Here is a 15,039-nt window from a genome sequence, read left to right on the forward strand (position 1 = left end):
CCCGCGGCCCGCGCGCTCAGGCGACCTGGGCCGCGTCGTCCATCCCGTCGGACCCGTCGCCTGCCGCGCCGCCCTGCTTCCGCGCGTCCTGCCAGCGCGCCCACATCTCCTTGAGGTCCCAGGCGTCCTCCGCCTGGATGGAGACGCCGCGCTCGCCCGTGCGCCGGGTGCGCCCGCGGATGACGAGCAGCAGCGTGCCGAAGAGCATGGGCCCCGCCTTCTGCTGCGCCTCGTCGAAGAAGGTGGAGTCGGAGCAGCCCGTGCCGTCGTCGAGGCTGATGAAGACCACCCGCTTGCCGCTGCGCATGGGTGGGGTCTGCGTGGCGATCCGGATCCCCGCGACCACCACCTCGGAGCCGCTGCGCACCTCGAGCAGCTGGCTCGCCGGGATCACCCCGAGCTCGTCGAGCATCGGCCGGTAGCTCTCCAGCACGTGGTCGGTGACCTCCATCTGCAGGATGTCGAGCTCGGCGGCGACCCGGGCGCGGCCGTCGGGGTCGGGCGAGCCGCGCGGGATGAGGTCGCGGTCGTCGACGAAGAGCGGCAGCTGCCCGGCCGGATCCGCCGGGCGGGCCGTGCGCGCCGTGAGCCGCCGCGCGAACGCCATGACGTCGCCGCGCGACGCGGCCCCGCGGGCAGCGGCGTCCTCGTCGGACGCGGCGAGCGAGTCGAGCGCGCCCACGGCGGCCAGCCGCTCCAGCAGCGCGCGCGACGGCTGCGCCTTCGCGTAGAAGTCGGTGATGGAGTCGTACGGCTGGCCCCGCTCGATGCGCTCCAGCTCCGCCTCGCTCATGCCGTGCACGTCCTGCAGCGACAGCCGGATCCCCAGCTCGCCGATGCGCGTGCGCCCGGTCGTCTCCTCGCCCTCGACGCGCTCCACGCGGTAGACGCCGCGCGACCGGTTCACGTCGAGGGGCAGCACGGGCACGCCCATGCGCCGGGCCTCGGTGAGGAGCAGGCGCTTGGGGTACATGCCGGGGTCGTGGGTGAGGATCCCCGCGAGGAACTCCGCCGGGTAGTGCGTCTTCAGCCACGCGCTCTGCCAGGTGGGCAGCGCGAACGCGGCGCCGTGCGCCTTGCAGAACCCGAAGGAGCCGAAGCCCTTCAGCGCCTTCCAGATGCGCTCGACGTCCTGGTCCGTGAAGGGGCGCTCACCCGTGCGCCCGTCCACGTGGGCGGACGTGCGCTCCCGGAACGCGGCCTCGACCACCGTGTCCTGCCGCTCCATGTTGCGGCGCAGCTCGTCGGCCTCCGCGAGGGAGACCTGCATGCAGTCGGCGAAGATCCGGATGACCTGCTCGTGGTAGATGACGACGCCGAACGTGGGCGCGAGGAACGGCGCGAAGCGGCGGTGCAGGTAGTCGGGCCGGGTGATGCCGTGCTTCGTGTCGAGGAACGGCGCCACCATGTTGCCCTTCATGGGCCCCGGCCGGAACAGCGAGATGTCGGCGATGAGGTCCTCGTACACGTCCGGCTGCATCTTGCCGATGAGCTCGCGCTGCCCGGGCGACTCGATCTGGAACATGCCGAGCGTGTGCGTGGTGCGGATCGCGGCGAACGTCTCCTCGTCGTCGTGCGGGATCTCGTCGAGCTCGATGCGCCCGTCGCGGTGCACGTAGCGCGCATCCACCGGGACGCCGCCCGCGACCGCCGAGCGCGCGCCGTGGATGCGGTGGATCTCGTCCAGCGCGTACGCCATGGTGCTCTGCATCCGGACGCCCAGGATGTCGAGCTTGAGCAGCCCCATGTCGTCGATGTCGTCCTTGTCGAACTGGCTCATCGGCAGGCCCATGCCGCTCGGCTGCACGGGGCTGGTGCTGAGCAGGTCGGAGTCGCCGAGGATCACGCCGCACGGGTGCATGGAGATGTGCCGGGGGAGCCGGTCGAGCCGCTCGGTGAGGTCCACCAGCAGGTCGATGCTCGGGTCGTCGCGCACGAGGTCGGCGATGGGCTTGAGCTCCGGCTTCGTCTCCAGCACCGCGCGGAACTCGCGCGCGTTGAAGCGCCAGATGTTCTTGGCGATGAAGTCGATCTGCTGCTCGTCGAGGTCGAGCGCGAGCCCCGCGTCGCGCGCGGCGCCGCGGGCCCGGTAGGTGTTCTGCATCGACAGCAGCGTGACCCGGTTGCTGCCGTACTTCTCGAACACCCGGTGGTACACCTCGTGCCGGCGGGCCGACTCCACGTCGATGTCGATGTCGGGCAGCGTCGAGCGCACCTTGCCGAGGAAGCGCTCGAAGAGCAGGTCGTGCTCGAGCGGGTCGACGTTCGAGATGCGCAGCAGGTAGTTGACGAGGCTGCCCGCCCCGGATCCGCGCGCCTGGTTGCGCACGCCCATGTCGCGCATGAGGGAGCACACGTCGGCCACGGTGAGGAAATAGGTGGCGAAGCCGAAGCCCGTGATGGTCTGCAGCTCCGTGCGCATGCGCGCGAGCACGCGCTGGCGCATGGCCTCGTCGACGTGGCCGAACCGCTCGGTGACGCCCGCCTCGGCCTTCCGCCAGAGCGCCTCGTCCGGGTCGCCCGTGATGCCGATGACCTCCTTCTCCGGCAGCTTCGGCTTCCGCCAGGCGAGGTCGGCGTCGGGATCCAGCCGGCAGCGGTCGGCGAGCTCCTCGGTGGCGCGCAGCAGCGCCTCGCCCGCGCGCCGGTCGAGCGAGGACGCGCCCGCGATCTCGCGCGCGATGTCCTGCATCTCGGCCGGGGTCTTGAGCCACGCCTGGCCGTTGGGCTGCGGGCGGAACGACCCGAGCGGCCGGAGCGTGCCCGCGGCGTCGAGCACGTCGCCCGTGAGCGCGTCGTCGGGCTCGAGGTAGCGGACGGCGTTGGTGAGCACCGCCGGGACGCGGTGGGCCTCGGCGAGCTCGAGCATGCGGGCGGCGTGGCGGAGGCTGGCGGACTCGCCGGGCTCGGTGAAGTGGCAGACCACCTCGACGACGATCGCGCCGGGCAGGAGGCGCGCCCACTCGGCCAGGTGGCGGGACGCGAGCGCGTGGTCGCCCGCGGCGACGGCGCGGCCCACGTCCGAGTCGGGCCCGAGCATGACCGTGCCGACCGGCCCGTCCTCGCCGAGGAGGAACGCGGGCGGCCGGGTGCGCGCGATGCCCGCCTGCGCGCTCCGGGCGGTGCTCCTGGCCGTGCCCCGCCCGTGGCTCGCGCTGATGAGCCGGCTGAGCGCCGCCCAGCCCTGGCCGCGCGTGCCGCCGTGCGCGAGCACCGTGATCCGGCCCGGGTGCTCGCCGGTGAGGCCGAGCTCCGCGCCGACGACGGGGGAGACCCCCTGGGCGATGGATCGGCGGATGTGGCGGACGGCGCCGTAGAGCCCGTCGCGGTCGGTGATGGCCGCGGCCGACGCGCCCTCGGCGGCGACCTGGTCGACGAGCGCCTCGGGCGCCGTGGTGCCGAAGTGGGCGGAGAACGCGGACGCGACGTGCAGGTGGGTGAAGCTCACGCGCACCTCCTGGGCTGTCGCCTCGCGTCCTCCACGGGCGCGTCGTTCGAACGGATGTTCGACTCGCCCAGTGTAGGTCGGCTGCCCGATGGTCGCGACCCGTAGTCTCGGAGGATGACCAGCGAACCCTCCACCCTCGTCATCCTCGGCGCCAGCGGCGACCTCACGGAACGCCTCCTCCTGCCGGGTCTCGGCAGCCTCGTGGCGAGCGATCGGGGGCGCAGGATCCAGCTCATCGGCACCGGCCGGAGCGAACGCGGGGCGGACGAGTGGCGGAAGACCGTGAAGACGGCCTTCGACTCGGTGGACGCGAAGGGACGTCGCGCCGCGGGCATCGTCTCGTCCACGAAGTACATCCAGGCGGACCCGACGAACCTCGACGACCTGAAGCGCATCCTCGACGCGTGCGAGGGCGCGCCCGCCCTCTACTTCGCGCTGCCGCCGGCCATCTCCATCCAGGTGTGCGAGCGGCTGGCGGAGCTCGAGCTGCCGGAGGGCACCACGCTCGCGCTCGAGAAGCCCTTCGGGTCGAACAGCCGGAGCGCGGCGCAGCTCAACCGCCAGCTGCAGAAGCTCGTGCCGGAGGACCGCATCCACCGCACCGACCACTTCCTCGGCCTCTCCACGGTGCTCAACCTGGTGTCGCTGCGCTTCGCCAACCGCTTCTTCGAGTCGGTGTGGAGCGCGAAGGACATCGAGAAGGTCGAGATCCTCTACGACGAGACGCTCGCGCTCGAGGGCCGCGCCGCCTACTACGACAAGTCGGGCGCGCTCGTCGACATGATCCAGAGCCACCTGCTGCAGGTGCTCGCGGTCTTCGCGATGGAGCCGCCCGCGAGCATCGACCCGGACGACCTGCGCTCGAACATCGCCGCGGTCCTCCGCGCCACCGAGGTGTGGGACAACGATCCCCTCGTGCACAGCCGCCGCGCCCGGTACACCGCCGGCACCGTCGAGGGCACGCGCATCCCCGCCTACGCGAAGGAGGAGGGGGTGGATCCGGAGAACCAGACCGAGACCCTCGCCGAGGTCACCTTCGGCGTCGCCAACGCACGCTGGGCGGGCGTGCCGTTCCGGCTGCGCTCGGGCAAGGCCCTCAAGGAGGCGTCCAAGCGCATCATCGTCACCTTCAAGCCCGTGGCGCACCTGCCGCGAGGGCTCCACGGCTCGGCGCGGCCGGACCGGCTCGTCATCGACCTCAAGCCCGACGGCATCTCGCTGGAGGTCACGATGGACGGCACGGGCGAGCCCTTCACGCTCACGCAGTCCACGTTCCGCGCGGAGTTCGCCGAGCCCGAGCTCACGCCGTACGGCGAGGTGCTCGACGGGATCCTCGCGGGCGACCCGCGCCTGTCGGTCCGCGGCGACGTGGCCGAGCGGTGCTGGCGCATCGTCGCGCCCGTCATGCGCGCCTGGAAGGGCGACCGCGTGCCGATGGCCGAGTACCGCGCGGGATCCATCGGGCCGACCGCCTGGCGCTGACCGGCTCGCGCCGCCCTCCCGCATGACGGTTCGCTGGACGTCGTCGCCGTCCGGCGGCGGAGTGCCGCCCGCGTCCTAGCGTGAGGGCATGCCCGTGACCCTCGCCGAGATCCCGCTGCCCGCCGCCGGTCCCGGGGCGTCGCCCGGCCTGCACGGCGTGCTCGCGGTGCCCGACGGCGAGGGGCCGTGGCCCGCGGTGGTCGTGGTGCACGAGGCCTTCGGCGTCACGGACGTCATGCGCCGCCAGGCGGAGCGCCTCGCCGAGGCCGGCTTCCTCGCGCTCATGCCGGATCTCTTCTCCGCCGGCGGCGCGCGCCGGTGCCTGGTCGCCACGTTCCGCACGCTGGCCGCGGGCGAGGGCCGCGCCTTCGTCGACGTCGAGTCCGCACGCCGCCTGCTCCTCGCCCGCGCCGACTGCACGGGCCGCGTCGGCGTCATCGGCTTCTGCATGGGCGGCGGGTTCGCCCTCGCGGCGGCCTCCCGCGGCTTCGACGCGTCGAGCGTCAACTACGGCATGCTCCCCGAGGACCTCGACGGCGTGCTCGACGGCGCGTGCCCGATCGTCGCGAGCTACGGCGGGCGCGACCGGCAGCTCGCGGGATCCGCCGACCGCCTCGAGGCCGCCCTCGCGGAGCACGGCATCGCGCACGACGTGCGCGAGTACGCGGCGGCCGGGCACGCCTTCCTCAACGACGCCGAGTCCGGGCCGCGGCCGCTCCGCCCGGTGATGCGCGCCGCGGGCATGGGACCCGAGCCCGCCTCGGCCGCGGACGCCTGGCGTCGCATCGACGCCTTCCTCGACGCCCACCTGCGCGGCGAGCAGCGCACGGGCGCCTAGCGCATCGGGGCCGCGCGCCGAGGGGACTCTCCACCGCCCTCGGCTACCCTGTGGAGGATCCGGGTGCCCGCGCCCGGCACTCCCCGCCCGGCGACGAGAGATCCACCCATGCAGCACGCCCCCCAGAGGACCCGCGCCGACCGGGCCCGCGTCCGCGGCATCGCCCGCCACGGCCGGCTCCGCACCCCGAGCGCCGGACGCACCGTGATGAAGGGCATCGGCATGACCGTGGCGGTCGCCCTCGTGAGCACGCTCTCGGTCGTGGGCATCGCCGCCTGGGACCTCTCCCGCACCGTCGCCGACAACACGGTCGACATCTCCGGCGGCCAGACCATGCCGCCTTCCCTCGGCGGCATCGACGGCGGCGCCAACATCCTCATCGTCGGCAGCGACAGCCGCGAGGGCCAGGGCGACGGGTACGGCGCCGCGGAGGACGTGGGCACGGCCACCCTGAACGACGTCACGATGCTGCTCCACATCAGCGAGGACAGCAGCCGGGCGACGGTCATCTCCTTCCCGCGCGACATGCTCGTGCCGATCCCGGAGTGCGAGGGTCCCGACGGCACGGAGTACGCCGCGAGCTCGCGCGCGCAGCTCAACGAGTCGCTGTCCCGCGGCGGCTTCGAGTGCACCGTCCGGATGGTCGAGGGCCTCACCGGGCTCGACATCCCGTACGGCGGCGTCGTGCAGTTCAACGGCGTGGTCGAGATGTCCAACGCCGTCGGCGGCGTCGAGGTGTGCGTGGCCAACGGCATCTACGACCCCAAGACCGACCTGTCGCTGGATCCCGGCCTGCACTCCCTCCAGGGCAAGGACGCCGTCCAGTTCCTCCGCACCCGCTACGGCGTCGGCGACGGCAGCGACATCTCGCGCATCGGCAACCAGCAGGTGTTCCTGAGCGCGCTCGTGCGCACCATCAAGAGCACGGACACGCTGACCAACCCGGCCAAGCTCTACGGGATCGCGCGCGCCGTGGTCGACAACATGCAGCTGTCCACCTCGCTCGCCGACCTCGACACGCTCGTCTCGGTGGCGCTCACCTTCAAGGACATCCCGCTCGACGACGTCGTGTTCCTGCAGTACCCGGGCGCGGTGCTCGCCAACGGGCGCGTCCAGCCGGACGAGGCCGCGGCCGCGCAGCTGGTGGGCCTGCTCGCCTCCGACGCGGACTTCTCGCTCGGCCAGGCGGCGCCGAGCGACGAGTCCGGCAGCATCCCGGAGGAGGGCGCCACCACGCCGCCCGCCGAGGAGACCCCGGCCGACGGGGCGACGCCGACGACGCCGCCCACCCCGACGGCCGAGACGCTCGACCCGAGCATCACCGGCCAGACCGCGGCGCAGAACACCTGCTCCAACGGCCAGGGCTGACCCGACGAGCGGCGCAGGAGGGCGGCGCGTCAGCGGTCGGCGGGCGCCTCGACGATCCGCGGATCCGGGAACGCCGTCTCCACCGCGGGCGCGCCGGTGCCGCGGGCGCGCATCCACACGAAGAAGCCCGTGAGCGTGAAGGCGCCGTAGAAGACGTACATGAAGGCGGACGCGTAGTAGCCGGCGCTCACGAGCAGCGGCACGCCGACGAGGTCGACGGCCACCCAGACCAGCCAGAACTCGACCCAGCCCTTCGCCATGCCGTAGGTGGCGAGGAGCGAGCCGACGAAGATCCAGGCGTCGGCCCACACGGGCTCGTAGGAGCCGAGCGCGCGGAAGACGGGCGTGAGGATCGCGGTGCCGGCGACGAGCGCGACCACGAGCAGGACCCGCTCGCGCCCCGATGCCCACTGCGGCACCACGGGCGCGCCGCCGTGCCCGGCCTGCCGCCAGCGCCGCCAGCCGTAGACCGACACGGCGATGAACATGACCTGGCGGCCGGCCTGGCCGAGCAGGTTGACGGGGTTCGGCGTGCCGAAGACCGCGCCGAGGAAGACGGTGAACAGGAGCACGTTGCCGACGATGCCGACCGGCCACGCCCAGACCTTCCGGCGCATGCCGCCGAGCGCGCTGGCGAGGCCGAAGAGGTTGCCGACGATCTCGCGCCAGAGGACCGTCTGGTCGCCGATGCGGAGCTGCGCGTCGAACAGCCACTCGAGTGCCGCCATGCGGGATCCCTCCGTGCGCCGCGGTCCGGGTGACCTGCGTGCGGGGCGCCGTGCGCGGCGCCGATGGGGTGAAGGCGCGGACGGTCCCGGCTATTCCCCGGGCCCGCGCGGCACCGGGCGACGAGGCGGCACCGGGCGACGAGGCCGCCTCACGCGAACAGGCGCACGTCGAGCTCCTCGTCCGACGCGGTGACGAGCGACCAGCGGCCGCGCGCGTCGACGCTCAGGTCGAACGAGCCGTCGACCCGGCGCGCGCCCGTCGTGAGCGGCACGGCCTCGACGCGCCACATGCGCAGCTCCAGCAGGTGGGCGCTCGCGCCGCGGGGCGCACGGCCCGTGCGCTGCCACCAGTCGACCCGGGCGATCCACCGCTCGGGCGAGCTGACGACGCCGTAGACCACGCCCCGCCAGGTGAACCGCAGCGGCGAGCCGTCTCCCGAGAGCTCGACCTCCACGTCCTCGTCGATCCGCATCATGCCGCTCCTCCCGTCGTCGCGCCGGCCGCGCATCGTGGTTCGAACGGATGTTCGAACGTCTGATCCGAGTGTAGGAACGCGCGCCGACATCCACGAGGGGAGCGGGCGGATCCGCCTCACCCTCGACCGGAGCCTGAGGGTCCGGACCGGATCGCGCGCATCGGGCATGGATCCGCCGTCCCCCGCGTTGGCCCCGGTGTCCCGAGGGCGGCAGACGCCCCCTCGTCATCGACACCCGAGGAGGGTCCACATGACCGACACCACCACCGCGGCCGGCGCATCCGGCACGTTCACCATCGGCGGCGACCTGCCCGTCGTCCGTCTCGGCTACGGCACCATGCAGCTGACCGGCGAGGGCGTCTGGGGCGCCCCTGAGGATCCCGCCGAGGCCGTCCGCGTCATCCGCCGCGCCGCCGAGCTCGGCGTCACGTTCTTCGACACCGCCGACTCCTACGGCCCGTTCGTGGCCGAGGAGCTCCTCAAGGAGGCGCTGCACCCGTACGCCGACGACGTCGTCATCGCGACCAAGGGCGGGCTCACGCGCCCCGGCCCGGGCGACTGGCAGCCCGTCGGCCGCCCCGAGTACCTGCGCCAGCAGCTGGAGCTGAGCCTCCGCCACCTCGGCCTCGAGCGCATCGACCTCTACCAGCTGCACCGCATCGACTCGGCCGTGCCGCTCGCCGACCAGATCGGCGTGCTCAAGGACCTGCAGTCCGAGGGCAAGATCCGCCACATCGGGCTCTCCGAGGTGCAGGTCGACGACGTGAAGGCCGCGCGCGAGATCGCCGACATCGTCTCCGTGCAGAACCTCTTCAACCTCGCCAAGCGCGACGCCGAGCCGCTGCTCGACTACGCCGAGGCCGAGGGCCTGGCCTTCATCCCGTGGTTCCCGCTCGCGACCGGCGAGCTCGCGAAGGACGGCGGCCCGCTCGACGCCCTCGCGAAGCAGCACGACGCGCGCGCCTCGCAGCTCGCGCTCGCCTGGCTCCTCCGCCGCTCGCCCGTCATGCTGCCGATCCCCGGCACCAAGTCGGTCGGTCACGTCGAGGACAACATCGCCGCGGCGGGCATCGAGCTCACCGACGACGAGTTCCAGGCGCTCACCGACGCCGTCTGATCCACCCGCACGTGCGAGGGCCCCGCAGGACGCGTGTCCTGCGGGGCCCTCGTGCGCGGTCGCGGTCCCGCTAGGTCCCGATGCGGGTGCCGGAGTCGTCCGCGAGCCCGAGGTCGTCGAGCTGGGCGAGGAGGCTCGCGCCGTCCGGGGCGTAGACCCACGGGACGGAGCTGTCGAGCGCGCGCTTCTCCGCCTTGGCCCGGCCGCCCGCGAGCACGGCCTCGCCCGCGCTCAGCTGGCGGATCAGCACGACCTCCACGTTGTCGGGGTGCTGCTCCGTGAACTCGCCGTACAGCAGCTCGTCGTGCTGGCCGTCGTCGCCCGCGAGGATCCACTTCACCCGCGGGAACTCCTCCGCGAGCCGCCGCAGGTTGTTGCGCTTGTGCTCCATCCCGCTGCGGAACCACCGGTCGACGGTGGGACCCCAGTCGGTGAGGAGGATGGGGCCCGGCGGGTACAGGTTGCGCGACAGGAACCGGGTGAGGGTCGGCGCCACGTTCCACGCGCCGGTCGAGAGGTAGAGCACGGGCGCGCCCGTGTGCTGCAGGCGGAGCCGCTCGTAGAGCACGGCCATGCCGGGCGTCGGCGTGCGCGCGTGCTCGTCGAGCACGAACGTGTTCCACGCGGCGAGGAACGGCCGGGGGAGCGCGGTCACCATGACGGTGTCGTCGATGTCGCTGAGGATCCCGGTGCGGACGTCGTCGCCCACGATGAAGACGGGCGCCTCGACGGTCTCGGATCCCTCGGAGCGGATGCGGATCGTGTGCCAGCCGCTCGGCAGGCTCGCCTCGACGACCGTGTCGACCACGCCGCCGCGGTCGGCCCGCACGTGGTGCTCGGTCCCGTCGATCTCGACGACGACGTCGACGTCGGTGAGCGGCACGCTCGTGAAGCTCCGCCAGCCGCGGACGACCTTGTCGCCGGCGAGGGCGCGCTTGCTCTTCGGGTCGGTGAGGAGGACGCGGCAGAGGACGCGGACCCAGCGCACGGATCCGTAGCCGGCGTAGGGGATGACCGTGGGCTCGAGCCCGCGCTTGCGGGCCCGGCCCTCGCGGATCTCGTGGATGCGGTCCTCGATGCGCGCCGCCCGGTGCAGCACGGGTGCGGCGGCCGGGGACTCGAGGAGCGTGCGGGTCGCGTTCTTCTTCTTCTTCGAGGAGGGGGCCACGCGGCCAGTCAACCAGACACGGGGAGCGGCCCGACGCGCCCGCGCATCCGGGCGGCGCCCGCGCGCCCCGTGCGGCGGACGGGCCCGCGGATCACACCGGCCGGGCGAGCTCCGCCCCGTCCGGCGCTCCCTGGTCGATGCCCGGGCCGACCTCGTCGATCGCGAGCTGCTCGACCACGTCCTCCGCCTGGGCCGCGACGGCGCGCAGCAGGTCGGGCGAGCCCTCGGCCGTGGGGTCGAGCCACTCCTCGACGACGTCGGGGGAGAGCACGACGGGCATCCGCTCCGCGAGCGCCTCCACCGTGCCGGCCGACGGCCGGGTGAGGACCGCGCAGCTCAGCACCCAGCGGGACGGGTCGTCGGCGGCGCGCGCGGGATCCCGCCACCACTCGTACAGCGCCGCGAGCAGCACGGTGCCGTCGCCCGCGCCCACGAGGTACGGGGTGCGGAGGCCGTCGTCGGTCTCGTGGTGCTCGTAGTAGCCCGACACCGGGATCGCCGCGCGCCGCGACACGAGCGCCTGCAGCAGCTCCGGGCGCGAGCCGAGCTGCTCGGCGGGGACCTCCGCGAGCGGCGGGCCCTGGTCCGGCCCCGGGGATCCCGCCGGGACGAGGCCCCACCTGGCCGACTCGAGGCGCCGCACCGGCACCTGGTCCTCGGTGTCGCCCTCGGCGCGGCGGGGGAGGGTGTCGACCAGCACCGCGACGCGCTGGCCGGGCTCGATGCGCCAGGAGGGCGGGGGCACGGCGTCGCCCGCGTGGTCCACGTCGAGCAGCCCGACCAGGTCGTCTGCGGTCGTGGCCCGGGCGAGGATGCGCGTCATGCCCTCCATCCTGGCCGACGCGTCCGACGCCGTCCGACGCGCGCACGGGATCCGGGGACTGTCCGCGGAAGCCCCATTTGTTACGAAGTGGCGACAGGGGAGGGCCCGGTGCGGTCGTTCCTCGACGAGCGTGGTTCGCTGGTGTGCCTGGCAAGTGTCGATTCGTAGTGCATACGAGGAATGAGCCACCCATGATCGAGTTCCACCACGTCCGCAAGCAGTACCCGGACGGCACCCTCGCGATCGAGGACTTCAGCCTCGTCGTCCCCTCGCAGACCACGACGGTCCTCGTCGGATCCTCGGGCTGCGGCAAGACGACCCTCATGCGCATGATCAACCGCATGGTCGAGCCCACCTCGGGCCGCATCGAGATCGACGGCACCGACATCGCCACCCAGGACGCCGTGCGGCTCCGTCGCAGCATCGGCTACGTGATGCAGAACTCCGGCCTCCTCCCGCACCGCAAGGTCGTCGACAACATCGCGACCGTGCCGCGCCTCACGGGCGTCGACAAGAGGACGGCGCGCGAGGGCGCCCTGGCGCTCATGGACACCGTCGGCCTCGACCGCTCGATGGCCGACCGCTACCCGTCGCAGCTCTCCGGCGGCCAGCAGCAGCGCGTCGGCGTCGCCCGCGGCCTCGCCGTGGACCCGAACATCCTGCTCATGGACGAGCCGTTCGGCGCCGTGGACCCGCTCGTCCGCGACGACCTGCAGCAGGAGCTGATCCGCCTGCGCACCCAGCTCGACAAGACCGTCGTGTTCGTCACGCATGACATCGACGAGGCGTTCCTGCTCGGCGACCAGGTCGTGATCCTCGAGAAGGGCGGCCGCATCGCCCAGCAGGGCACGCCGCAGGAAATCCTCTCGAACCCGGCGAACGACTTCGTCCGCGACTTCGTGGGCGCCGACAAGGGCAAGCGCGCGCTGCACGTCGAGGAGACCGGCACCGGCCGCGTCCTCGTCGACCGCGACGGCCGGCTCGTGGGCGTGCTCGACGACGAGGGGCGCTCCGCCGCCCGATCCGCACCCGCGTCGACCGAGGCGGGGGCCGCGCACGCCCCCGGTGCTCCGGCGCAGGGTGCGGGACCCGCGTGAACTGGGTCCTCGCCAACATCTCGACCGTCCTCGACCTGGCGGTCGCGCACGTCGCGCTGTCCGTGGTGCCCGTGCTCCTGGGCCTCGTGATCTCGCTGCCGCTCGGCTGGCTCGCCAACCGGTACCGACGCTCGCGCGGCGCCCTGCTCACCCTGGGCGGCGCGCTCTACACGATCCCGTCGATCGCGCTCCTGCTGGCGATGCCGGCCGTCCTCGGCACGAACATCCTCGACCCCCTGAACATCCTCGTGGCGCTGACCGTCTACGCGGTGGCGCTCATGATCCGCATCACGTCGGACGCGCTGGCCTCGGTGTCGCCGGACGTGAAGCAGTCCGCGACGGCGATGGGCTACGCGGGGTGGGCCAGGTTCTGGCGGGTCGAGCTGCCGCTGGCCGGACCCGTGCTGCTGGCCGGGCTCCGCGTGGTCTCCGTCAGCACGGTCAGCATGGTCACCGTCGGCTCGCTGTCCGGGATCCAGAGCCTGGGGACCATGATCCTCACGGGCTACCGGCGCCAGTTCTACACCGAGATCATCACGGGCATCGTCGGCATCGTCGTGATCGCCCTCGTCTTCGACCTCATCCTCCTGATCGCCGGCAGGCTGCTCATGCCCTGGTCCGCGCAGCCGTCGCTCCGCACCCGCACCCGCGCGACCCGCCGCGCCTCCCTCGTCACGGATGCGAGCGCCTCGTGAACCTCTTCGCCGAGGCCATGGGCCTCCTCCTCGACGGCTCCCGGTGGGGCGGCGGCACGGGCTACGGCACGCGGCTCGTCGAGCACCTGGGCTACACCGCGCTGGCGATGGGCGTCGCAGCGCTCATCGCGATCCCCGCAGGCCTGTACATCGGGCACACGGGGCGCGGGCGCACCGTGGCCGTCGCCTTCTCCGGCGGGCTCCGCGCGCTGCCGACGCTCGGCGTCCTGGTGCTGCTGGGCCTCCTCTTCGGCATCGGGCTGACGGGTCCGATCCTGACCTTCTCGCTGCTCGGCATCCCCCCGCTGCTGGCCGGGGTCTACTCGGGCGTGCAGGCCGTGGACCGCGCCGCGATCGACGCGGCGCGCGCGGTGGGCATGACCGAGTGGCAGATCCTCGGCCGAGTGGAGATCCCGCTGGCCCTGCCGCTCATGATCAGCGGCTTCCGGGCCGCGATCCTCCAGGTGATCAGCACCGTGACCCTCGGCGCGTACCTCGGGCTCGGCGGCCTCGGCCGTGACATCTTCACCGGGCTCACGACGAGCGACTATCCGCTGCTGCTCGCGTCCGCCCTGCTCGTCACCGCGCTCGCGCTGGTCGTCGACGCGGTCTTCGCGATCGTCCAGCGCACCGTCGTCCCGCGCGGCGTCGTCGCCGCATCCGGACGCACCCCCGACTCACCGCGGACCTCGTCGAGGTCCGCGGTCAGCACCACCTCCTGAAAGGAACACAACATGTCCCACAGCATCACCCGCCGGCTCCTCGTCGGCACCGTCGCGCTGGGCACCGCGATGGCCCTCGCCGGCTGCGCGTCCGGCGATCCCCTCGACACCTCGGGCGGATCCGCCTCGGCCGCGCCCACCGACACCATCTCCGTCGGCTCCGCCGCGTTCGGCGAGAACGTCATCCTGGCCGAGATCTACACCCAGGCCCTCGAGGCCAACGACGTGAAGGTCGCGCGCAACCTGCAGATCGGCGAGCGCGAGGTCTACCTGAAGGCGCTCGAGGAGGGGTCCATCGACCTCATCCCCGAGTACACGGGCAACCTGCTCTCCGCCTACGAGCCCGACTCCACGGAGACGTCGAGCGACGACGTCTACAGCGCCCTCTCCTCGGCGCTGCCGGACGGCTTCGAGGTGCTCGACCAGTCGCCGGCCGAGGACAAGGACTCCTACAACGTCACCAGGGAGTACTCGGAGTCCGAGGGCGTCACGAGCCTCTCCGACCTCGAGGGCAAGGCCGTCCGCGTCGGCGGAGGCGCGGTCCTGGGTGAGCGCCCGTACGGGATCCCCGGCCTCACCGACGTCTACGGCATCGACGCGAGCCTCGTGAACATCGAGGACCAGGGCGGCCCGAACACCGTCAAGGCCCTCCTCGACGGCCAGGTCGACATGGCGAACATCTACACGACCACGCCGTCGATCCTCGACAACGACTTCGTCACGCTCGAGGACCCGGAGAACCTCATCAAGGCCCAGAACGTCGTGCCGCTCGTCAACACCGCGAAGATGAACCCCGACGTCACGGCGATCCTCGACGAGGTGTCCGCCGCGATCACCACCGAGGACCTCACCGAGATGAACCGCCGCAACCAGGGCGACGAGAAGGCGGAGCCCGCCGCCATCGCCGCCGACTGGCTGCAGGAGAAGGCCCTCTTCTAGGAGGGGCCGACCGGGCCGCGAGGCCCGTCCCACGACGAGGGGCCGACGCGCGAGCGCCGGCCCCTCGTGCCGTCGGTGCCCGCGCCGGGCCCGACGGAGCACAATGGATCCACCGCATGTCCTTTCCCGATGGCAGGA

The 15,039-nt window shown here is 72.9% G+C and carries 13 protein-coding genes; 8 read left to right on the forward strand and 5 right to left on the reverse strand.

Annotation, left to right across the window (positions count from 1 at the left end; translation table 11 throughout):
• Window positions 1-16: 16 nt before the first annotated feature.
• Window positions 17-3,448, reverse strand: coding sequence for a DNA polymerase III subunit alpha (locus BFL37_RS09135; RefSeq protein ID WP_086514800.1), 3,432 nt, complete (start codon window positions 3,446-3,448; stop codon window positions 17-19).
• 114 nt (window positions 3,449-3,562) lie between these two features.
• Between BFL37_RS09135 and BFL37_RS09140 the strand changes: the two genes are divergently transcribed.
• The 3 genes from BFL37_RS09140 (at window position 3,563) to BFL37_RS09150 (ending at window position 7,136) form a co-directional block, all read left to right on the forward strand.
• A complete protein-coding gene (locus BFL37_RS09140) occupies window positions 3,563-4,930 on the forward strand; it encodes a glucose-6-phosphate dehydrogenase (protein ID WP_086514801.1) in 1,368 nt (455 codons plus the stop codon).
• Between the two features lie 88 nt (window positions 4,931-5,018).
• A complete protein-coding gene (locus BFL37_RS09145; RefSeq protein WP_086514802.1) occupies window positions 5,019-5,768 on the forward strand; it encodes a dienelactone hydrolase family protein in 750 nt (249 codons plus the stop codon).
• 108 nt (window positions 5,769-5,876) lie between these two features.
• A complete protein-coding gene (locus tag BFL37_RS09150) occupies window positions 5,877-7,136 on the forward strand; it encodes an LCP family protein (protein ID WP_086514803.1) in 1,260 nt (419 codons plus the stop codon).
• A 29-nt stretch (window positions 7,137-7,165) separates the two neighbouring features.
• Here BFL37_RS09150 and pnuC read toward each other — a convergent pair whose 3' ends face one another.
• Both pnuC and BFL37_RS09160 read right to left on the reverse strand, forming a co-directional pair.
• Window positions 7,166-7,864: a nicotinamide riboside transporter PnuC gene (pnuC, locus tag BFL37_RS09155; RefSeq protein WP_086514804.1), complete on the reverse strand. Its 699-nt coding sequence runs from the start codon at window positions 7,862-7,864 to the stop codon at window positions 7,166-7,168.
• A 149-nt stretch (window positions 7,865-8,013) separates the two neighbouring features.
• On the reverse strand, window positions 8,014-8,340 hold the full coding sequence (locus tag BFL37_RS09160) for a DUF6504 family protein (RefSeq protein ID WP_241533929.1): 327 nt from the start codon (window positions 8,338-8,340) through the stop codon (window positions 8,014-8,016).
• A gap of 250 nt (window positions 8,341-8,590) precedes the next feature.
• Here BFL37_RS09160 and BFL37_RS09165 point away from each other — a divergent pair, with 250 nt between their 5' ends.
• A complete protein-coding gene (locus tag BFL37_RS09165; protein ID WP_086514805.1) occupies window positions 8,591-9,457 on the forward strand; it encodes an aldo/keto reductase in 867 nt (288 codons plus the stop codon).
• A gap of 70 nt (window positions 9,458-9,527) precedes the next feature.
• Here the strand turns inward: BFL37_RS09165 and BFL37_RS09170 are convergent, their stop codons facing one another.
• On the reverse strand, window positions 9,528-10,625 hold the full coding sequence (locus tag BFL37_RS09170; protein WP_241533930.1) for an App1 family protein: 1,098 nt from the start codon (window positions 10,623-10,625) through the stop codon (window positions 9,528-9,530).
• A gap of 91 nt (window positions 10,626-10,716) precedes the next feature.
• Window positions 10,717-11,448, reverse strand: a complete 732-nt coding sequence (locus BFL37_RS09175) for an SOS response-associated peptidase (protein WP_086514806.1) — start codon at window positions 11,446-11,448, stop codon at window positions 10,717-10,719.
• A gap of 191 nt (window positions 11,449-11,639) precedes the next feature.
• On the opposite strand from BFL37_RS09175, the gene BFL37_RS09180 reads away from it, so the two are divergent.
• The 4 genes from BFL37_RS09180 to BFL37_RS09195 are packed head-to-tail and all read left to right on the forward strand — an operon-like array spanning window position 11,640 to window position 14,901.
• Window positions 11,640-12,545: an ABC transporter ATP-binding protein gene (locus BFL37_RS09180; protein WP_086514807.1), complete on the forward strand. Its 906-nt coding sequence runs from the start codon at window positions 11,640-11,642 to the stop codon at window positions 12,543-12,545.
• Entirely contained in the window at window positions 12,542-13,240 is a 699-nt protein-coding gene (locus BFL37_RS09185; protein ID WP_086514808.1) for an ABC transporter permease, read from the forward strand. Before BFL37_RS09180 ends, BFL37_RS09185 begins: the two co-directional genes overlap by 4 nt.
• On the forward strand, window positions 13,237-13,962 hold the full coding sequence (locus tag BFL37_RS09190; RefSeq protein WP_086514809.1) for an ABC transporter permease: 726 nt from the start codon (window positions 13,237-13,239) through the stop codon (window positions 13,960-13,962). The genes BFL37_RS09185 and BFL37_RS09190 overlap by 4 nt, the downstream gene beginning before the upstream one ends.
• Window positions 13,963-13,974: 12 nt before the next feature.
• Window positions 13,975-14,901: an ABC transporter substrate-binding protein gene (locus BFL37_RS09195; RefSeq protein ID WP_086514810.1), complete on the forward strand. Its 927-nt coding sequence runs from the start codon at window positions 13,975-13,977 to the stop codon at window positions 14,899-14,901.
• The last annotated feature ends 138 nt before the right edge of the window (window positions 14,902-15,039 follow it).

The organism is Clavibacter michiganensis (assembly GCF_002151125.1).
GTDB lineage: Bacteria > Actinomycetota > Actinomycetes > Actinomycetales > Microbacteriaceae > Clavibacter > Clavibacter michiganensis_C.